The 21,720-nt window shown below is 31.9% G+C and carries 20 protein-coding genes and 2 pseudogenes; 10 read left to right on the top strand and 12 right to left on the bottom strand.

The window, feature by feature from the left end:
- Positions 1–77 precede the first annotated feature (77 nt).
- From IDG64_RS06265 to IDG64_RS06255, 4 genes are all read right to left on the bottom strand, one after another.
- Complete coding sequence (locus tag IDG64_RS06265; protein ID WP_001117047.1) at positions 78–494, bottom strand: DUF2188 domain-containing protein; 417 nt, start codon at positions 492–494, stop codon at positions 78–80.
- 138 nt (positions 495–632) lie between these two features.
- Positions 633–2,456 (bottom strand): FUSC family protein, encoded by a 1,824-nt coding sequence (locus IDG64_RS06260; protein ID WP_000586385.1) that lies wholly within the window; start codon positions 2,454–2,456, stop codon positions 633–635.
- A gap of 511 nt (positions 2,457–2,967) precedes the next feature.
- Entirely contained in the window at positions 2,968–3,171 is a 204-nt protein-coding gene (locus IDG64_RS15150) for a hypothetical protein (RefSeq protein ID WP_001621913.1), read from the bottom strand.
- A 194-nt stretch (positions 3,172–3,365) separates the two neighbouring features.
- A complete protein-coding gene (locus IDG64_RS06255) occupies positions 3,366–4,643 on the bottom strand; it encodes a pyruvate MFS transporter (RefSeq protein WP_000660709.1) in 1,278 nt (425 codons plus the stop codon).
- A gap of 546 nt (positions 4,644–5,189) precedes the next feature.
- On the opposite strand from IDG64_RS06255, the gene uptA reads away from it, so the two are divergent.
- Complete coding sequence (gene uptA / locus IDG64_RS06250; protein WP_000435044.1) at positions 5,190–5,801, top strand: undecaprenyl phosphate transporter UptA; 612 nt, start codon at positions 5,190–5,192, stop codon at positions 5,799–5,801.
- Between the two features lie 8 nt (positions 5,802–5,809).
- On the opposite strand, the pseudogene IDG64_RS06245 reads toward uptA, so the two are convergent.
- From IDG64_RS06245 to IDG64_RS06235, 3 genes and pseudogenes are all read right to left on the bottom strand, one after another.
- A pseudogene (locus IDG64_RS06245) lies at positions 5,810–5,909 on the bottom strand (hypothetical protein).
- Complete coding sequence (locus IDG64_RS06240) at positions 5,899–7,062, bottom strand: MFS transporter (RefSeq protein ID WP_000185195.1); 1,164 nt, start codon at positions 7,060–7,062, stop codon at positions 5,899–5,901. Before IDG64_RS06240 ends, IDG64_RS06245 begins: the two are co-directional and overlap by 11 nt.
- Positions 7,055–7,513 carry a MarR family winged helix-turn-helix transcriptional regulator gene (locus tag IDG64_RS06235; protein ID WP_001834516.1) on the bottom strand — a complete coding sequence of 153 codons (459 nt, stop codon included), beginning with the start codon at positions 7,511–7,513 and terminating at the stop codon, positions 7,055–7,057. Before IDG64_RS06235 ends, IDG64_RS06240 begins: the two co-directional genes overlap by 8 nt.
- Before the next feature lie 439 nt (positions 7,514–7,952).
- On the opposite strand from IDG64_RS06235, the gene IDG64_RS06230 reads away from it, so the two are divergent.
- From IDG64_RS06230 to IDG64_RS06215, 4 genes are all read left to right on the top strand, one after another.
- Positions 7,953–8,648 (top strand): ABC transporter ATP-binding protein, encoded by a 696-nt coding sequence (locus IDG64_RS06230; protein WP_000382899.1) that lies wholly within the window; start codon positions 7,953–7,955, stop codon positions 8,646–8,648.
- A 1-nt stretch (position 8,649) separates the two neighbouring features.
- Positions 8,650–9,420, top strand: coding sequence for an ABC transporter permease (locus IDG64_RS06225; protein ID WP_000536959.1), 771 nt, complete (start codon positions 8,650–8,652; stop codon positions 9,418–9,420).
- Between the two features lie 373 nt (positions 9,421–9,793).
- Positions 9,794–11,758 (top strand): fructose-1,6-bisphosphatase, encoded by a 1,965-nt coding sequence (locus IDG64_RS06220; protein WP_000192168.1) that lies wholly within the window; start codon positions 9,794–9,796, stop codon positions 11,756–11,758.
- Between the two features lie 343 nt (positions 11,759–12,101).
- Positions 12,102–13,181: a YkvI family membrane protein gene (locus IDG64_RS06215; RefSeq protein WP_001549787.1), complete on the top strand. Its 1,080-nt coding sequence runs from the start codon at positions 12,102–12,104 to the stop codon at positions 13,179–13,181.
- Between the two features lie 104 nt (positions 13,182–13,285).
- On the opposite strand, the gene mhqD is transcribed toward IDG64_RS06215, so the two are convergent.
- The 3 genes and pseudogenes from mhqD to mhqR all read right to left on the bottom strand — a co-directional run bounded on the left by mhqD (position 13,286) and on the right by mhqR (position 15,380).
- Positions 13,286–13,879, bottom strand: a complete 594-nt coding sequence (gene mhqD, locus IDG64_RS06210) for a methylhydroquinone degradation carboxylesterase MhqD (protein ID WP_000680461.1) — start codon at positions 13,877–13,879, stop codon at positions 13,286–13,288.
- Positions 13,880–13,900: 21 nt separating this feature from the next.
- Positions 13,901–14,868, bottom strand: a pseudogene (mhqE, locus tag IDG64_RS06205) (ring-cleaving dioxygenase MhqE).
- Between the two features lie 77 nt (positions 14,869–14,945).
- Positions 14,946–15,380: a MarR family transcriptional regulator MhqR gene (gene mhqR / locus IDG64_RS06200; RefSeq protein WP_000376233.1), complete on the bottom strand. Its 435-nt coding sequence runs from the start codon at positions 15,378–15,380 to the stop codon at positions 14,946–14,948.
- Positions 15,381–15,604: 224 nt separating this feature from the next.
- On the opposite strand from mhqR, the gene IDG64_RS06195 reads away from it, so the two are divergent.
- Positions 15,605–15,889: a GNAT family N-acetyltransferase gene (locus IDG64_RS06195; protein WP_000067113.1), complete on the top strand. Its 285-nt coding sequence runs from the start codon at positions 15,605–15,607 to the stop codon at positions 15,887–15,889.
- Positions 15,890–16,059: 170 nt separating this feature from the next.
- Positions 16,060–16,866: a VOC family protein gene (locus IDG64_RS06190; RefSeq protein ID WP_000863977.1), complete on the top strand. Its 807-nt coding sequence runs from the start codon at positions 16,060–16,062 to the stop codon at positions 16,864–16,866.
- Positions 16,867–16,986: 120 nt separating this feature from the next.
- Here the strand turns inward: IDG64_RS06190 and IDG64_RS06185 are convergent, their stop codons facing one another.
- Entirely contained in the window at positions 16,987–17,658 is a 672-nt protein-coding gene (locus IDG64_RS06185; protein ID WP_000069098.1) for an NAD(P)H-dependent oxidoreductase, read from the bottom strand.
- Between the two features lie 269 nt (positions 17,659–17,927).
- Between IDG64_RS06185 and IDG64_RS06180 the strand changes: the two genes are divergently transcribed.
- Entirely contained in the window at positions 17,928–18,920 is a 993-nt protein-coding gene (locus IDG64_RS06180; RefSeq protein WP_000161536.1) for a D-lactate dehydrogenase, read from the top strand.
- A 248-nt stretch (positions 18,921–19,168) separates the two neighbouring features.
- Here the strand turns inward: IDG64_RS06180 and IDG64_RS06175 are convergent, their stop codons facing one another.
- A complete protein-coding gene (locus IDG64_RS06175) occupies positions 19,169–19,969 on the bottom strand; it encodes a Cof-type HAD-IIB family hydrolase (protein ID WP_000237517.1) in 801 nt (266 codons plus the stop codon).
- 320 nt (positions 19,970–20,289) lie between these two features.
- Here IDG64_RS06175 and IDG64_RS06170 point away from each other — a divergent pair, with 320 nt between their 5' ends.
- Positions 20,290–20,925, top strand: a complete 636-nt coding sequence (locus tag IDG64_RS06170; RefSeq protein WP_000773917.1) for an ATP-binding cassette domain-containing protein — start codon at positions 20,290–20,292, stop codon at positions 20,923–20,925.
- A gap of 5 nt (positions 20,926–20,930) precedes the next feature.
- Positions 20,931–21,662 (top strand): peptide ABC transporter permease, encoded by a 732-nt coding sequence (locus tag IDG64_RS06165; protein WP_001795485.1) that lies wholly within the window; start codon positions 20,931–20,933, stop codon positions 21,660–21,662.
- Positions 21,663–21,720: the final 58 nt, after the last annotated feature.

The raw sequence follows: 21,720 nt of genomic DNA, 5'->3' as shown, positions 1-21,720 counted from the left end.
AGTAATTTTAAAATGATTTAACGCAAAAAAACACCTGTTACCGTTATATAGGTACAAGTGTTTAATTGATAGAGATGTTATACGTCTTTAAATGATTCCACAACTTTTGGATGTGGACCATCCATAAGCGGTTCTCTTTGTCGAACGCCACCACTTTGGTTGCCAATTGATTCGCTATCAAAGTACGATTTATCTTGATTTGATTGTTCTTGAATATGTTCTTCATTATCAGTTGTTGCATATTCACTATCCACCTCTGTTTTTTCCATTGTTGCTGTATGGAATTGTACGAAGTTCTCTTCTTCTAATGCTTTGATTTCTTCTTTCGATAACGCTCGATACCAATCTTTCGCTTTTTTCGCCGCAATAGGAACAACATCTTTTTCAAGATATCCTTCTTTTAACATTGCATTCGCAATTTCTATCGCTTTTTGCCGTTTAATTACTTCAAAATCTTTCCATTTTTCGGGGTAACCTTTCATTGTAAAGGGCATTTCCTTAACCTCCAATATGTTATAATTCATGTTATATACCACCATAATTATAAAATGAAACATATTAAACACAATTTTTTAGACTCCCGTCATAATAACTTCAGACAAACGTTAGTCTGACCTGATAAATATTTTATTTTAAACGTTCTTGTCTCTCTCACAAAAACTATTGTGTTGAATATTCATCATTGCTGATTGAATATAATTATACTGTGGTAAATCTGGTAATATCTTTATTTCTAATTCTGTATTTAATTCTAAATGCTTAGCGATGTTTTCAAATGTTGCTAAATACTCGCCCATTAATTGTTCATTTATTGTAAGTCTATCTTCATTAGCCATGGCTCTATTTAACATAAAGCTAATTTCTTCTAATGCGAATAAGCTAGGATAATAATTTTGAATCAATGTCTTATCACTAAATAATTCACCATTAGCTGCATTATAAACTTGCGTCATGTTATTTAATTTCACAGATAGGTTCATAGCCGTGTTTTTCTGATACACATCATCTTTATATTGGTTTTCAGAAAACAAATAATGGAAGAGCGTTGCTTCTTTACGAACAACTTCAGCCATTACATTAGGAAGCAATGCGGATGCGGTACGTTGTCCAAGGACAAATAAACCTATGATTGCAATCACAATACCCATTGCAACGTCAATAACTCTTGGAAACGCAATGTTAATTGTTAAATTCTGTGATGCTAATCCATTCATTAAAATAACTTGTATTGTAATAAAAACTACTGCAATCGCATAATTTGCTCCCACCAATGCTTCAGTAAACAATGCTGCAATGCCCATTAAAATTACTGCAACAGGTGTTGGTATTGAAAACAACAATATGACTGAAAGTACTAACACACCTAAAATAGTACCTAAACCTCGTGCCATACCTCTCTCGATTGCATGTATAGTTGATGTTCCTAGTAATATTGTATGTGCAGATAACGGTATCCAGTATGCTTTTTCAAAATCAAACATTAACGCAATAAATATCGCTATCATCATAATCGCTGTATATCTCAATGTATTTCTAAAAACAATAGAGTCTAATGTTAAATTTTGATAAATGCGTTTACTATATAAAGGTTTTCGCATGTCTGCTTCATACGCAATACGCGCTTCATTTGCATGCACCATTTCATCAATTTTCAATATATGGTTGAATAAATTTTGAAATTCCTCTGTTACTGTCACTTCTTTTCGCCAATATCTTACATTTTCCTCACTATTATCTAGTTGTGCAATGATATGATCCATCATTTCAATTAACTCATCTGGCAATGGTCGAATTTGTTTAGCGTTCAACTCTAACAGTTCAGAATAAATCCCTTGGGCAGATGTGTGTAATAATAATAATTTTTGGAAACGTCTACTTAATTTATCGTTACTTGAAGTAGAAGTGATTAATAATTTATCAGATGCTTTAAAATTATCCACCGCTGTTTTTGCTACTTGTAAAAATGCAGATTTATCATTATAAGTGTGTAACAACTTAGATATGAGTTTAAAATCATTTTGAATTGCTTGTTCTTCAGCTTTGTTTTTAGAAAATACGATCGTGATTAACACCATCATAGTGGCAAGTATACCGCCTACTAAAATCGCAAAGCCTCTATATAATGCTTCTTCGGGAGCTATAGGTAAGTTAATGGGTAGACTGAATGTCACAATGAAGAATGTCGATGACGGTCCAGCTATTTTTAAGGCAGTAAATATATAAAATGGTATAACCGTAACAATTAATAATGTCATTCCAAAAACGAGTGGCGTTTTGGCTGTTAGCGTACCAAGCATCATACATATTGCAAACGCTAAATTACAAATTATTACAGTTCGCAGCTTAGATCGCGACGGACCTTTAAAAACATAAATATGGGCTAGTGTTCCGGTTGCAACTAATAATCCAAATTGGAAATTACCACATAAGTAACCGATTATTGCGGGAATAATCATTAACAGTCCCTGTCTTACACCTTTATAAAAGTCTAAGTTAAGTCGATTGATTTTTATGAGTGATGTCAAAAAGATGTCATTTCGACTTCTCCTTTCCTTGTCAAAATATTTCCATAATCTTTTTATTAGCATAGTTAAAATGAATTTGTTGCTATAAATTTTAATTACGCAACATATGTCATTATAACACCTTATACTCAATTATCTAAATTCAAAAACTTTTAAAGTCCAATTAAAATTATTTTCTAATGTTATTTAACATCGTTGAACCTTTGGTCGCCCACCTTTGCGCTAGTTAAGATTTATTTGTGACATGTTGAAATTATTTTAGTGAATACGATATTTAGGGTTAGAAAAACATTCACATAGACTTAAGGTTTATTTACTTCATATTATTCCTAGGGTTCATGATCCAAACTATAGTGAATTTAAGAAAGTTTATAAAACATATTTGCCTCATAAGCTTGAATAGTTCCTATATTCGTTATTTAAAATGACATTCGATGTCAGTTCATTTCTTAAAATATCGAAAGATGATTACGTATAATATATATAGTGACGTATTTACAAATAATGGCAGTAAGCAGTACAAAATGATTACACAAAAATTTCCTTCTACTCGATAAATTAAGAAGTATAAAATAATTAAAAAAATACTTATAATCAGACCTATAAGAGGCAAACTTCTAATATATTTCTCTAAGTTTTCCTTCATATGTATAACCTCCTAAAATTTATATGTACTTTTACAAGCGTTGCCTGACTAATGTTTTAAAACTTTATTTCTTTACATATATCATTTTAATAACTTCCCTTTCATCTTAAACCATATCCGTTTTAAAAAGTTTCAATTTCAACGTAAAAAAAGCAATAAGCCCCAACTATGTGAAAGCTTATTGCTTGTTTAAATTATTTTTCTATTGCTTTATCATCACTAACAATTAAAGGTTGATCTGGTTTCACATAGAACCACATAATCACAGCGATTACTGCTGGAACGATTAACAATTGGAATGTCATTGTCCAACCCAAATGTTCTACGAATAGACCTGCTAATAGCGGACTGATTAATGCACCTATATTACCCCATAAGTTCATCCACCCTGATACTGTACCAGAGAAGTTACGTCCTAAGTCAGTTGCTGCAGCCCAACTCATACCCATTGAAATACCGATACCACCAAGACCTAGTGATAACCAGAAAATACTTACATATAAATTTCCTGTGCGTACAGCAAAGATAATTGAAACTGCAAACACAATAAATCCTGCAATTGCAATTACACCTCTAGCTACGAATTTTGAACGACCTAATCCTAATACACGGTCAGAAATTGCACCTGCTGATAAGATTAAGAAGAACATTAATAACCAAGGTAATGAACTAATGCTCATTTCTTTAAAGTTAACGTGGAATACTTCTGTTAAATACGTCGGTAACCAAATTAAGAATAATGTAATGATAAATTGTACAACAAAGTATTGAATTGCAATTGCATAGAAGCTAAAACGTTTAAAGAAATCATTCCATGGTGGTGATGACTTTTCAGTAGCTACGATATCACGATTTTCCATAATGAAACGTTTCTCCGCTTCATTAACCATTCTATGTTGCTCAGGTAAGTCTTTGGCAATAATCGCCCATAATACAGCCATTAAAATACCTACTGCACCAAAAATGTAAAATACTGCTTGCCAGTTAAATGCGTTAACAATAGCAATTGTAACTATTGGTGCTAATACAGGTCCGAAATATGATCCTGCTAATAATGCACTTGATGCTCTACCTTTTTCATTTTTAGAGAACCAAAATGAATTAAACACAGCATTAGAAGGGTACATTGGCGCCTCACCTACACCAAATAAGAATCTCACTAAATAAATTAAACCGTGGTTCTTAATCATACCCGTTAAGATTGTAAATGCACTCCACCAAACTAATGCAATTGTAATCATCTTACGTGGACCGAATTTTTCAGCCAACATCCCCGATGGTACTTGCATTAATGCATAACCTAGAGAGAAGAATGATGCCAATAAACCAAATTGTGGTTTTGTCATCCCTAAATCATCCATCATTTGCTTAGCGATATATGAAATGTTTGCTCTATCCATATACGCAATAACCCCAATAAAGAAGAACGCAAGCGCGAACATCCACCTTACGTTAGTTCGTTTTTCCTTCATAACTATTCCTACTTCCCTAATTAATTTTTTAAACCTTACCCTGAAACGTTAAAATTTTCGGACATCTGGCATGTCTACCCCTACTTTGTCACAAAATTGTACCAAAGTTATTTTTTATAATATTATCAGACATGGAAAGCGTTTACAATAGAATCTATAAAAATTTTATTAAATTCCGCTTAACTTTTGCTATTAAAACGATATAAAGGAACTTTTAGTTACATAGTAGCCTATCATTTGTTGATTAAAAATACTGCAATCCTAGTGTTTTAAAACGTATATTGCAGGCTTTCTTACATATTCGACATTCATTTTAAATTGCATAAAACTACATTGCTCATTCATTGTGCAGCGCCTGTTATTTAGATGATCATTTGTTGACTTTTCGTACTTATAGTAAGCAATTTTTTGATTTATTGCTTATAATACATTTTAAGACAAATGCTTGTTTCAACATCGCATACGACATCATTCATTATTCATTTGAATTTATCCAGTTTCTATTTGTCTGCAATTGCTGAAAATTAAAGGAGCTTATTTTTAATAATGGAACAAATTATCACTGAATTTATTAGTCGTTTTGGGTATGCAGCCATTTTTATATTAATTTTATTAGAAAATGTTTTACCTATCGTACCATCGGAAATTATTCTGACATTTGCTGGTCTTATGTCTGTTAAATCACATTTATCAATTTTAACTTTATTTATTATTGCAACCATCGCATCGTTTATAGGGCTGTTAATTTTATATTATATCTGTCGTTTGATTTCAGAAGAACGTCTATATCGCTTTATTGATCGACACGGTAAGTGGATTAAATTGAAAAGTAAGGATTTAAAGCGAGCAAATGATTGGTTTAAAAAGTATGGCGTATGGGCTGTATTTATCTGTCGTTTCATACCTGTATTACGTGTATTAATTACCATTCCAGCTGGTGTAAACCGCATGAATGTTGTGACATTTACCGTTATTTCATTAATAGGTACAACAATTTGGAATTTCGGATTAATTTTACTAGGACGCACGTTGAGCGATAGCTTTGGTATGTTGATGACTGGTCTTCATACATATTCACGTATTATGTATGTTGTCATCATTATCGCAGTCATTTACTTTGCTATACGTTACATTGGCAAACGTAAGAGAGTAAAATAATATTGTTGTTAGCATAAAGGCATGAATTTTAAATTTCTATAAACAAAAAGCAGTAAAATCATTCCATCTATTGAAATGATTCACTGCTTTTTTAAGTTTATTTGGCATACTTTAGCTGAAAGTCACCTATCTTTATATAAAGAAATATTATTATTAACATGCTAGTTATAGTTGTGAAGTAAAAGGCTACCAACGGCTGAGAAATGATACCAATTAATAATGCACCGACAGTCATTCCAATATATCTCACAAAATTAAATACACCTAGCACTTTCCCTTTTATATGTTCAAACCTTTTAGAAATTATAGTAGACAGCAAAGCTGGCACAATACCAACACAAGTACCTAATATAAATATAATTACTGATAATATAATTACATTTGATTCGTTTAACCAACCAAACAATAACGTAAATATAGCAAATCCAGTTATAGTAACACGAAGTATCATTATTTCATTATATTTTTTTGACAATCGTTTATAAAATAAACTTCCTAATATAACACTAACAGTAATAGGTAAAAACAAAACTCCTGATATTCCAACGCCTATATCATAGGTATTATTTAATAATGTCGGTAAATAAACTAATATTGAAAAGTACGTCAAAAATATTAAAAATCCCAATGTCACTAAAGTAATAAACACTTTATCGATCAAATATTTTTCTTCAATTTTTTCAGTTAATTTCACAATCCCTTTTTCAACATTTGGAATATCAATAAAAAAGATAATCAGAAATAATACGATAGATATAACAAGCAAAAAACTAAAAATACCAATATAATCCCATCTTGCACCTAAAGTACTCCCTAAGATTGGTGCCAAAGCTGGCGCACATGATAAAAATATTTGATAGTTCGCCATAGCTTGAGCTCTACCATTATCTGTACTTAGTTTGGCTAATAAAGTTAAAGTCACGAGAGGAATAATTCCGCAACCAATTGCTTGAAATAACCTTGATATAGCAAATAATATAAAGTTATGTGTCACTGCACAAATAAAGCTAGATATGATTACTATTCCCAATCCCGTTAAAAGTACTTTTTTCGAATCACGAGAATCTATACTTCTACCAAGTACAATTTGCATAACTGCAACGATAAATATAAAACCGCCAACTGTCGCATTTATCCAAAATAGTGGTACTTGAAAATCGTCATATAGTCTCGGAATAATAGGCGTGTATATGTTTTGAATCAATGATGCAAAAAATGCTAAAAATCCTAGAATATATAATCTGATATTACTATTAGTCATTTAAACCATCTTCTTTTTTTAATTCTTCTATACTACGATTTAAAAACTCTACAATAACTGCCATTTCATCATTATCAAAGACTTTAAGTACCTCTTCATATTTTTTTACCGCTTTTTCATGTAATTCATCATGTATATAAGATAATTTTTTTCCTTCTTGTGTTAATGAATAATTAACTTCTCTTTTGTTAAATTCATTGTGCGATTCAACTACTAAGCCTTTCGCTAAAAGTTTTTTTATCGATTTAGTAATTGCTGGTTTTGATACATTTAACATTTCAGACAAAAATTTATTATTCACTTTATCATTATTATCAATCAACTCTATGATATGAAATTGTGTTAGAGATAAATCTAGTTCCTCATTTTCCTTTTTATACTGTCTTCTTTTATCGGCATTTTCTCTTTCTATAATAAATTGTTGTAACTTTAAAATAACTTCTCTCTTCATATCCACTATTATTCCTCCTCTTCGTTAGTTAACCGGTTAACTATATTATTGTTGTCACTCCCATTTTTGTCAAATATTGTTGTAATTAACATATATTTACTTAGTTATGCACCATTTATTCCGCAAACTTATCTCACAAATCCATCTATAATACAAACTATCATCTTAAATAAGCAGAATTTACCCTGTCCTCCACACAAATTGTTTTCGTCACTTTAATGTGCCTACTATCCAAAAAAGTTACTCATAACAAATTGCGAATTTTAATAAATGTAGCAATGCCATTTGCATGCTACAAAAATACTCGTATTCATATTTATGTTTTATATTATTAAAGTTTTTTAAATCCATATTTTTATAACACTTTCTATGTGATAAAATTAATTTTATATATAAAAACTTAAGATTCAGATTATTTAATAGCAAAGGAGATAGTGATATGGATGTTTTAACAATAGAACATTTAACAAAGAAGATAGGCAACAAAACGATTCTCGAAGATGTATCATTTAAGCTGAAACGCGGGCAAATAGTTGGTCTCGTTGGAGCGAATGGTGCAGGTAAAACAACTTTAATGAAAGTTATATTAGGTTACTCTAGTTTCCAAAGCGGGAATTTTAATGTTATTAACAGCAAGGACAGTAAAAACAATATCGGTGCATTGATTGAAAATCCAGGAATATATCCTTTTATGTCTGGATATGAAAACTTGAAGTTATTGAACGAATCAAAAAACACTCAAGATATCGATAAAATTGTCTCACAACTTCATATGAATGAATACATTCATAAAAAAGCTAAAACGTATTCTCTTGGTATGAAACAAAAATTAGGAATTGCTATAGCATTTTTAAATAAACCTCAATTTATTATCTTAGATGAACCAATGAACGGCTTAGATCCAAAAGCTGTGCGAGATGTACGTGAATTGATTGTCCAAAAAGCGCAAGAAGGTGTTACTTTCTTAATTTCGAGTCATATTTTAAGTGAATTAGTTAAAATCACAAACTCTATCCTTATTATTAACAAAGGTAAAATTGTTACAGAAACATCGGAAGAAGAACTTAAACAATTTAAAGATAATGATTTAGAAAATGTATTACTAGAAATCATAGAAAGGGAGGACCAAGCATAAAATGGGAACTTTAATTAAACAAGAATGTTTCAAATTATTTAAAAAGAAATCAACTTTTATCGCACCTATTGTCTTTATTCTACTAATGGTTGCTCAAGGTTATATTGCTACAAAATACAATGAAATTTTTACGCCACAGGAATCTTTCACATCTGCTTATAATGGTTTTTCATGGTTTGCATTTTTATTAATTATTCAAGCAAGTACAATCATTTCAATGGAATTTCATTACGGTACGATTAAAAATTTACTCTATCGTGAATATTCAAGAACAACTATGATTGTTAGCAAAATCATCACATTATTTATTATTTCTTTAATTTATTTTATTATTACAATTATTGCTTCAATTGTTATTGGTTCTTTATTCTTTAATGATTTAAATATATTTGAAAGTAGCGGTAATCAATTATCTTTATTGAATCAATTATTATTAGTTAGTTTAGGCACATTTGTTGGCGTTTGGTTAGTTTTAAGCTTAACGTTGCTATTATCATCTGCAACAAATTCAACGGGTGTAGCCATTGCTGTAGGTATTGTTTTTTATTTTGCAAGTTCTATTTTAGCAGTTATTCAAACGGCACTTTTAGAAAAAATAGACTGGCTAAAGTGGAATCCTATTAATATGATGAATATTATGCTTCAAACAGTTGAAAAAGGTTTTAGTAAGTCGACGAAATTAGAACTTCATGAATTGTTTATTGGTAATATTGCTTATATTTCTATTTTCTTAATACTTGTAGTATTTATTTTCAAGAAGAAAAATATTTAGTAACTTAAAGTTATTAAATGTCTAAATACACACATATTCCATCGTATTCCAAAATCATTTTCAAATCCCTTCACCCAAATAATGGTGTGGGGATTTTTTTATCCAAATTTTGGCAATTCCACATTTTACATATCGTAATTTTTTAGGAAACTAGTGAATATAACAAATCTCTTCTCTCATTTTTAAAATAGATATATCACTTCCCCACTTTTACTTAACTAAACTGCAACGGCTCCTAATACCAAAATCCTGCCCTCTATTTTTATCAATTCAAGCATACTTATTGAAAAATGTTAACGTTTTCTTGATAATCATTGTAAGCGCATTTATTTTATAAACTAACGTTTGAAATATACTACAGGAGTGACACGTAATGACTCAAATTACTGAAAAAGAATTAAAAAAGAAGTATTTAGATTTACTATCCCAAAATTTTGATACTCCAGAAAAACTTGCAACTGAAATTATCAATTTAGAATCAATTTTAGAATTACCTAAAGGTACGGAACATTTCGTCAGCGATTTACATGGTGAATATGAAGCTTTCCAACACGTATTACGCAACGGTTCTGGGAACGTGCGAGCGAAAATCAATGATATTTTCAAAGAGAGACTTTCAACTAAGGAGCTTAATGACTTAACTGCTCTTGTCTACTATCCAGAAGACAAATTAAAATTGATTAAAAGTGATTTCCAAAATTGCGGTCAACTTAATGTCTGGTATATCACAACAATCGAACATTTAATTGAGTTAATTAAATATTGTTCTTCAAAATATACGCGTTCAAAACTGCGTAAAGCATTGCCAAAACAATACGTTTATATTATTGAGGAACTACTGTATAAAAGTAATGAATATCAAAATAAAAAATCATATTACGAAACACTTGTTAACCAAGTAATTGAACTTAAACAGGCAGATGATTTAATTATTGGACTCGCTTATTCCGTACAACGCTTAGTCGTCGATCATTTACACGTTGTCGGTGATATTTATGATCGTGGACCACAACCAGATAAAATTATGGATACACTGATTAATTATCATTCCCTAGATATTCAATGGGGTAATCATGATGTGCTTTGGGTTGGAGCCTATGCTGGGTCAAAAGTATGCTTAGCAAACTTACTTCGAATTTGTGCACGTTATGATAATTTAGATATTATCGAAGACGCTTATGGCATTAATTTAAGACCACTGCTTACTTTAGCTGAAAAATACTATGACGCAGATAATCCTGCTTTTAAGCCTAAAAAAAGACCTGACAAACACGAACGTTTAACTCAACGTGAAGAAAGTCAAATTACTAAAATTCATCAAGCTATTGCGATGATTCAATTCAAGTTAGAAATACCAATTATTAAACGTCGTCCAAATTTCGAAATGGAAGAACGTCTTGTGCTTGAAAAGGTTAATTATGATACAAATGAAATTACAGTTTATGGTAATACATACCCATTGAAAGACACATGTTTCCAAACTGTCAATCGTGATAATCCAGCAGAATTACTACCTGAAGAAGAAGAAGTCATGAATAAACTATTATTGTCATTCCAACAATCTGAAAAATTACGTCGTCATATGTCTTTCTTGATGCGTAAAGGCTCTCTTTACTTACCATATAATGGCAATTTACTCATTCATGGTTGTATTCCAGTTGATGAAAATGGTGAGATGGAATCATTTGAAATTGATGGTCATACTTACAGCGGCCAAGAATTATTAGATGTGTTTGAGTATCATGTCCGTAAATCATTTGATGAAAAAGAAAATACTGATGACTTATCGACGGATTTAGTTTGGTATTTATGGACTGGGAAATATTCGTCACTATTTGGTAAACGTGCCATGACTACGTTTGAGCGATACTTTATTGCAGATAAAGCTTCTCATAAAGAAGAAAAGAATCCGTACTATCATCTTCGTGAAGATGTGAATATGGTTCGTAAAATGCTCAGTGATTTCGGATTAAATCCAGATGAAGGACGCATTATTAATGGTCACACACCAGTGAAAGAAATCAATGGCGAAGATCCTATCAAGGCTGATGGAAAGATGCTTGTCATTGATGGTGGCTTTTCAAAAGCTTATCAGTCAACAACTGGCATTGCAGGCTATACACTATTGTATAATTCATTCGGTATGCAACTCGTTGCACACCAACAATTTAACGCTAAAGAAAAAATACTTTCCGAAGGTATCGATGAACTTTCTATAAAGCGCGTCGTAGATAAAGAATTACAACGTAAGAAGATTCGTGATACCAATATTGGTAAAGATCTTCAAGCTCAAATAGATATTTTGAAAATGTTAATGCATGATCGTTACTTAGACTAAAGACGACATTTGATGCATGTATCGTGCACTTATTTAGTGGTACTGTGTTTACGCATTGGCTACGCAAACACGATGATAAATAGGCGACCTAGCTACACCGAAAAAAATCCCCTCACTATTGCGAGTAGTGAGGGGATTGGTGTATCTATGCTAATTCCTGTTAACTGTATTATAACAACTTTACAGCAAAAAAATGCAAAATCAACTAATAAATTAATGAAATGACCGACACCCTCGCTTCTACTCCAATTTAACAAAATACTATATTAGTACTATATTTTTCATTAACATGTATGTTACATTTTCTATATTACTTAAAATTACGAAGGGACATTTTTAAATCATGCGTATCTTAAAAGAGTCCATTATTGTGGCATTTGCCTTTGTTGGTGTTGTCGTTGGTGCCGGCTTTGCTACTGGTCAAGAAATTTTCCAGTTTTTCACAAGTCATGGCGCATATAGCATTTCAGGCATTATTGTAACAGGACTATTGATTACTTTAGGTGGAATGGTTGTCATGCATACAGGTCATCATCTAAAGTCCAGAAATCATTCTGATTCAATTAACTATTTCTTATACCCCTCTATTGCAAGAGGTTTTGATATTATTTTAACAATGTTTATGTTGTCTTTAGCTATTATTATGACTGCAGGTGGTGCGTCAACCATTCATCAAAGTTTCAACTTACCGTATTGGCTGAGCGCACTCATATTAGTCGCCTTTATTTTAGCAACACTGTTTCTAAAATTCGATCGTTTAATTGCTGTGCTTGGCGGTGTTACCCCATTTTTAATTGCGATTGTCATTATGATTGCGGTCTACTATTTCACAACAAGTCATCTTGATTTTACTGCCGCTAATAATGATGCTCAGATTCATAAGCAGAAATCATTATCACCTGGATGGTGGTTTGATGCGATTAACTATGCAAGCTTGCAAATTGCTGCTGCCTTCAGCTTCTTATCAGTGATGGGTAGTAAAGTTAAATATCGTGACTCAACGTTATACGGGGGCTTGATTGGCGGTTTAATCATTACATTTTTACTCATGATGATTAATCTAGGTTTAATTTCTCAATTCGATAAAATTAAACACGTAGATCTACCTACATTAAAATTAGCGACACAAATGTCTCCGTCAATTGGTATTATTATGTCTGTCATTATGATACTTGTCATCTACAATACTGTTGTTGGATTAATGTATGCATTTGCGTCACGTTTCAGCGTTCCATTCAGCAGACGTTACTTCATCATTATTATTACAATGGCTGTCATCACTTATATTAGTACATTTATCGGTTTCATTTCATTAATTGGAAAAGTATTCCCTATTATGGGATTGTTCGGTTTCATCTTACTCATACCTGTACTCTATAAAGGTTTAATTAAGCGTATTACCGGCAAATCTCATATCGATTAAAATATCTATACTATTGTAAAATTTAGTACAGCACTTCAAAATCAAAAAAGCGGGCAGATGAAAAGTAAAAATCTTTTCCATCTGTCCGCTTCTTAATAGAACTGTTATTTCCCAAGTATTTGTTGACCAGCCGTTAATCCAGTTTCTGTAATTTCATGACCATTCACCCAAACTTCTTCGACTTGTGCCCCACGTGTCTTAAACAAGTTAATGACTTGTTCACTTGCAGCTAATGGCACAATTGGATCATGTTTCCCCATAGAAAGCAACACACTGACATCTGATAAATTCTTTGTTGACGTTACTTCAACTGGGTATAACGGTGCATATAACAATGCTTTTTTAAATGGTGCTTCTGAACGCAACATTAAGTTAATCGCTATATTTGATCCATTTGAAAATCCAACAAGCACAGCCTTTTCAATATCAAATTCATAACGTTCAGCAGCTTCTTTAATGAACGTTAACAATTCTTGTCCACGAAATGCCAAATCTTCTTCATCATAAACACCTTCACCAAGACGTTTGAAATAACGGTTCATCCCATTTTCTGAAACTTGTCCTCTAATACTTAACAAGTGATAATTTTCATTCAATGCTTCGCCTAACGGTAATAAATCGAACTCATCACCACCTGTACCATGCAATAATATTAGTGTTGGCGCACCATTTTGTCCTTCTCTAAAAATATGTTTCATCACAAATCCTCCTCATTCCAATTAACCATGTTGACGCTTCGTATTAAAAGGTCTAACTTCCGATTCAATATATTCTCTTTTATTTTCTAAAAATGGTGGCAATGATAAACCTTCACCTAATGTTTCATACGGTTCATCTTCCATAAATCCTGGTCCATCTGTTGAAATTTCTATTAAAATATGCCCCACACGTGCATATAATGCTTCAAAATAGAAACGATTAACGATGCCTGAGTTGTTAATACCTACCTCTTTATATTTCGTTGCCCACGCTTCTATTGCATCATGATCTTTCACACGAAATGACACATGATGTACCTCACCATAACCTTGACGTGCTGCTGGCCCTTTATCACCTTTTATTAAGATTACCTGGCCACCATTGCCGCCTTCGCCAACTTCAAGTAATGCGACATTATCTTCATGCGCAATAGTTGTCATACCGTAAACAGTCTCTAAAATATTTTTAAAGTCGTCAAAATAACTTACTTTAATTTCAATGGGTCCTAATCCATAAATCGCTTTATCTACTGGAACCGGTCCATTCTTCCAAGGTACACCAGGTGCTACCCCTTCATTTAACTCATCTGAAATTAATTGATACACTTGGCCATCGACTTCTTCAAATGGCAACACTTTTTTACCAAATAATTCTTGAATACCTTCGTGTTTAACACCAAACTCATCAAAGCGCTGTTCATAATACATTAATGCGTCATCGTTAGGCACTCTAAAAGACGGTCTTGTAATGGAATTTGTACCTGCCTGCCCTTTTGTAATATTTGGAAAATCAAAGAACGTCATGTCTGTACCTGCCGAACCTACGTCATCTGCAAAAAAGTATGATACGTATAAATATCATCTTGATTGACTGTCTTTTTAACTAAACGCATGCCTAGTACTTCTGTAAAAAATTTATAATTACGTTCTGCATCATCTGTCATTGCTGTAACATGGTGAATACCTAATAGTTCATGATTATTTGCCATTTTATATACCCTCTTTGTCTTTTTAATGTATTTATCTCGAAATCGAGATATTTTAATGTAAATTTTTAGTGCACGCTTTACACTTCTGTAGATTGTGCACTTAGTTTCTTAAACGCTTGTTGTAAGATTGTTAATTCATCCTTTGTTAACACATCAAACGCTTTTGTTAATGTCTCAGCATGCTTAGGGAAAATATCTGCCATTTGACTTTGACCTTTTTCAGTTAAACAAGCCATATATACACGTTTATCATCTTTATCCTTTTCACGTGTAATCCAATCTTTGTCCTCTAATTGACTTACAACATATGAAATGCTGCTACTTGCAATTAATACGCGGTCTCTAATACGTTGAATTGGTTGTGGACCTTTGTTATAAAGCAACTCAAGCACTGCAAATTCAGTAATATTTAATCCATAACGCTTTACGTCTTCTTTTGTAATTTGCTCTAATGTGTCTAATGCTCTATTCATTCCGACAAAGACATTGAGCGATTGTTTCGTTCGATCCATATCATCACCAACTTTTATTTTATTTCGATTTCGAGATAAATTATATAGCTGAATAGATTTAATGTCAAGATACGTGTTTTCATCTTTATTTCAAATTGCGCTTAATAAAAACGACTACATAAATGTGGCAATGTCGTCACATGACTGTCATGCACCTTTTACTTCGTTTAAGTTAAAATAGAATAGGGAAATACTATAATCAATCATGATAGGAGTTGATATGTATGAGTAACCTTGAAATTAAACAAGGCGAGAACAAATTCTATATAGGTGATGATGAAAATCATGCTTTAGCTGAAATCACATACCGTTTTGTGGATAATAATGAAATTAACATTGATCATACAGGCGTATCTGATGAACTCGGTGGTCAAGGTGTTGGCAAAAAACTAGTTAAAGCAGTTGTTGAACACGCTCGAGAAAATAATTTAAAAATTATTGCCTCATGTTCATTTGCCAAACATATGTTAGAAAAAGAAGATTCATATCAAGATGTATATCTTGGTTAAATAAATTTTGCGATGGTGCAACTGTACCATCGCTTTTTTGTTCGCATCAATATAAAATTGCAAAACGACTAGTTATTTTGCATTTCAAACTTTATGCTATCAATTCATTTTCTTTTCTGGTATACTTTTTATACTAACTTATAGAAAAATAGAAAACGAGGCGATGCATAATGGCATTTCACGATAAAACAGCAACACAAGTGACAAACATTGAACTGAACGTAAGAGACTTAGACTTAATGACAACATTTTACAAAAGCATTTTAGGACTATCCGTTAAAAGTTCTGACGATAACACAACCGTATTATCTGTTGGGACTGGTGGCCATACTCTAACGTTACATTTATTAGAAGACGGCCGTCAGACTTCCCCACGTGAAGCAGGACTTTTTCATATAGCATTTTTATTACCAACTACTGAGGATCTAGCTAACTTCTTATATTTCGTGGCACAAAAAAATATGGGCATTGGCGCTGGTGATCATTTAGTAAGTGAAGCTTTATATTTCAACGACCCCGAAGGTAATGGTATTGAAGTCTATCGCGATAGACCTTCATCTTCATGGGAATGGCAAAATGGCAAAGTTAAAATGGATACTTTAGAAGTTGATAGCCAAACCTTATTAACACATCGTACTGATGAAGGTTGGCAAGGAATGCCAGCAAAAGGCATGATTGGACACTTACATTTAAAAACACATGATTTAGACGCAGCATATCAATGTTACATTGAACAATTAGGATTCCAACATGTGTCTGATTTTCCACGTGCGCTATTTATGTCAACGAATCATTATCACCATCATATTGCTGCTAATACTTGGCAATCCAATCAAGCAAGACAAAACAATGCACAAAGTTATGGATTAACACATGTTGATATTTATCAACCCGACGCCTCAACACATACATTTACGGCACCAGAAGGGTTTGACATCACAGTTCATTCAAATACTGACCTTGTTCCAGAAAAATAATCATCCATACTTTATTAATACAATTTTTTCACGCAAAAGCCTGCGATTCATTTATGTAATCGCAGGCTTTTTTTATTGCTAACTTTTTAATTTTATATATTTAGACATACTGTATTCTATTTATTCTTTTGGTCCAACCCATTCAATAACATCTTCATATGCTTGGCGTGTTTTATTTTTCGGTGGATCTTGTTGTCTGTAGCCAAATGCAACCATCACTGATAAACCAAATTGCTCAGTATCTAAAATACCTTTATTTGCTAAAATGTCTGTCACTGTATCCAGACTAAAACCTTCCATCGGACATGAATCAATACCTAACAATGCGGCTGTCGTCATCATATTGCCTAATGCAATATACGTTTGTTTACTTGACCAGTCATACAAGGCTTGATCATTATCAGAAATATGGAAATCTGCTTGGAATGCATCGAATTTTTGTTCAACAGCTGGAATCGTTTGTGCCTCATATTTTTTAATATCTCTTAACATATGTTGTACATACGGTGATCTTGACGTTACATTTTTACGCGCAAAAATTAGCACAAAATGGCTCGCTGTATCTAATTGTTTTGCTGCGCCCCAACTGTGCGCTTTTAATTCATCACGTAACGCTTGATCTTGAATCACGACAAACTTCCAAGGTTCTAACCCAAGAGAACTTGGAGACAATCTACCTGACTCTAATATTGTTTCAAAATCTTCTTTCGAAACTTTCTTTTGTGGATCGAATTGCTTAGTCGCATGTCTGAAATGAAATGCATCCATAATTGTTTGATTCATATTGCTCATTGAACATAGCCTCCCATTTTTATATTTATTGCTATACAAATTATACTTCATGTTTTAAAAAGACTAAAGTAATCCGTTTGCAATTCACTATAACTTGTGCACATGTTATAAGTTTTCTGCAATAAAACACACTTTTGAATTTTGGGAAATTTAGTGTTATAATATATTTGTGATATTTTTCACAATTAAATTGTGGCGTGATTTTAATGTGCATAATCTTTAATTTCACTCATTTACTTTTCAATCTTTTAAAAGCGAGGTTTTTAATAATGACAAAAATTATGTTCTTTGGTACGCGTGATTATGAGAAAGAGATGGCATTAAATTGGGGGAAAAAGAATAATGTCGAAGTAACTACTTCTAAAGAGCTATTATCAAGTGCTACAGTCGATCAATTAAAAGATTACGATGGCGTAACTACAATGCAATTTGGTAAGTTAGAAAATGACGTTTATCCTAAATTAGAATCTTACGGTATTAAACAAATTGCACAACGTACTGCTGGATTTGATATGTATGATTTAGATTTAGCTAAAAAACACAATATTGTGATATCTAACGTTCCTAGTTATTCACCTGAAACAATTGCAGAGTATTCTGTTTCTATCGCCCTACAATTAGTGCGTCGCTTCCCAGATATTGAACGCCGTGTACAAGCACATGATTTTACTTGGCAAGCAGAAATCATGTCTAAACCAGTTAAAAATATGACTGTTGCAATTATTGGTACGGGTCGTATCGGTGCTGCTACAGCTAAAATATATGCAGGATTTGGTGCTACAATTACAGCTTATGACGCCTATCCTAATAAAGATTTAGACTTTTTAACTTATAAAGATAGTGTTAAAGAAGCTATTAAAGATGCCGATATTATTTCTTTACATGTTCCAGCGAACAAAGAAAGCTATCATTTATTCGATAAAGCAATGTTTGATCATGTGAAAAAAGGTGCAATCTTAGTTAACGCAGCACGTGGTGCAGTCATCAATACACCTGATTTAATCGCTGCAGTGAACGATGGTACTTTGTTAGGTGCTGCGATTGATACTTATGAAAATGAAGCAGCATACTTCACAAATGACTGGACTAATAAAGACATTGACGATAAAACATTATTAGAGTTAATCGAACATGAAAGAATTTTAGTAACACCACATATTGCTTTCTTCTCTGATGAAGCAGTACAAAACCTTGTTGAAGGTGGTTTAAACGCAGCATTATCTGTCATTAACACTGGTACATGTGAAACACGTTTAAATTAATATATATATTTAAAAGCAAAGGCGCGCCATGTGCCTTTGCTTTTTATTTTGTATATCTGTATCAAAATCGATTTGATTAAAATCCGCTTTATTTTATCATCTATTCAAATGATTTTAGTGCGCTTATTTTACTATGGCATTATTGCCTAACCTGTTTGAGATATATTAATATTTGATGATTCGTATTCAAAGTTTTCATTTAACATGTATTTAGTATCATGATAGCTGCTTCATTGATGATATACTACCTACTTTTTCAACACTTCTTGTTCGATAATCGTTAATACACCCTGCTTATCATTACTTGGAGCGACAGCAGAGGCAATATTGAACAATTCTTCATCATGACTATTTTCCATCACATAACTATGCTTAGCGAACGCTAACATATCTTTATCATTATTCGCATCTCCGAAGGCCATGAGCTCTGAAGGAGACATTTCCCATTTATCTAACAATCGTTTTAATGCCTGCCCTTTAGTCATGTTTGGCATAATAATATCAATGCTATCGTGCCCACTTGAGACAAGTTTAATATCATTGCTGAATTGCGTTGCTACTTCTTCGTCAACATTCGGATGCGTCTCACGATTAATATTAAATGCTATTTTGACATAATCATCCTCAGGTAATTGCTGTAGACTGTCAATTTCTTTTAACTGATGATAATAAAATCTCGTATCTTCTTTAAACGCTTCAGAAGTATGTTTTAAAATATACGCGCTTTTCAAACCACAGATGACGAGTTGATCAATACTTTGCTTCATATTTAAGTAATCGACAACCTGTTGAAACACCTGACGATTAAAGCTTTTATAATTATATAACTCATTGCCATTATAAATAACTGCACCATTTTCAGAAATAAAATACATATCTCTATCCCCGAAAATAGACTTCAACTTCGCATATTGATTGCCACTCGCAGCAATAAATGTAATATCTCTATTTCTAAGTTCAGTAAAAATCGCTTCAAATCTAAGTTTATCATATGTCTTTTTTGAATCTAAAAACGTCCCGTCCATATCTACCGCAATAGCCTTAACCATGATTATCCTCCTCATTGCTCTTTTAGTCGTCTTCATTATATCCATCTCATGACAAGCAATGAAGTTTGTCATACCACAATGAACCTATATTCACATTTTGAAATTGCTTTCATATATGCAAAACACATTACACTGGATATAGCATTCAGAGGTGAACATAAATTTCAGAATATTGTAAAAATATAACGATATATTTATCATTTAGACAAAATATAGTGTGATATACTAATTTATAACATCTATACATAATGTGAAAGAATTTTTAAAAATACAATTAAATATCGGTGTAATAAATCCCTTTATACATAGGAGTTGTATACATGAAACTAAATAACTATTCTTTAAAAGTTAAAAACAAACAACTAGTTGACAATTGTGATTTAAATTTCTATCTTGGTCAGATCAATCACATTGTTGGTAAAAATGGTGTAGGAAAATCTTTATTAGCTAAAGATTTCTTACTAAATCATAGTGGAAATATCCCTAAGTCCATTTCTCAAAATGTAACCTTAATATCAAGTTCATCAAATATTCCTAATGATATAACAAAAGATTTTTTATTATCATTGTTAAAATCAAAATTTGAAAACAATCGACAAACATTCGATAAGATTTATAACATACTAAACATCGAAGCAATACCGTCTAACGTACTACTAAAAAACTTGAGTGATGGTCAAAAACAAAAGCTTAAATTATTAAGTTTCTTATTGGAAGATCATGATTTAATCATATTAGATGAAGTTACAAACGCTTTAGACAAGAAAACAGTTAATGAAATTTATGAATTTTTAAATGATTTTATTCAAAGCCATCAAACTAAAACTATTATCAATATTACACATAATTTATCCGATTTAAGTGCTTTGCCGGGTAAATACTTTATTTTTAAAGACCTTCAAATAGAAGAGTACCAATCAAAAGAAGAAGTCATAAATGATTACATTAATTTATAATTGAGGTGTCCACTTTGAAATTAGAATTTAAAAAAAGTATTTCCAATAAAATTATTTACACGCTTGTTGTGCTATTCACATTCCTTTTCTTACTTGGGTATTTTTTACCAATAGGTATAGACAAAGTTAAAAGTTTAAGCTATAGCCAGTTTTTCTTCAGTTCATATACTGTTGCAACGCAATTAGGGTTCTTACTATTTTCATTTGTTATTGCATATTTTATTAATAAAGAGTATTCGAATAAAAATATCCTGTTTTATAAATTGATTGGCGATAATATCTTTACCTTCTTCTATAAAAAGGTAGCAGTGTTATTTTTTGAATGTTTAGTGTTCATAATTCTAAGTATCACTATTATTTCAATTATATATTCGGATTTCTCACATTACTTACTATTAATAATCTTATTTTCACTCGTTATCTTACAATATATCTTAGTTGTTGGAACGATTAGTATGGTTTCACCTAACATTTTAATCAGCTTAGGTATCAGCATTGTATATTGGATTGGTTCAGTCATCTTAGTTGCCATTAATAAAAATATATTTGGTATCGTTGCTCCATTTGAGGCGAGCAATACGATGTATCGTGCCGTAGAAAAAATATTGAATAACGAGTCAACATTTATGTGTCCTACTGAAATTATAAATATAGTATCATTCTTCGTTCTTCTATTTATAGTTAATACTATTGTCTTATTACTAAGTAGAAAGAGATGGTTGAAAATCGGTATGTAGTATAAAAAAGGAGCGGTATACATTGCCGCTTCTTTTTATTATGTATTTTTACAATCTC

The sequence above is a fragment of the Staphylococcus sp. EG-SA-15 genome, from assembly GCF_017151895.1.
Classification (GTDB): Bacteria; Bacillota; Bacilli; order Staphylococcales; family Staphylococcaceae; genus Staphylococcus; species Staphylococcus aureus.
This window is presented reverse-complemented; position numbering and strand designations above follow the sequence as displayed.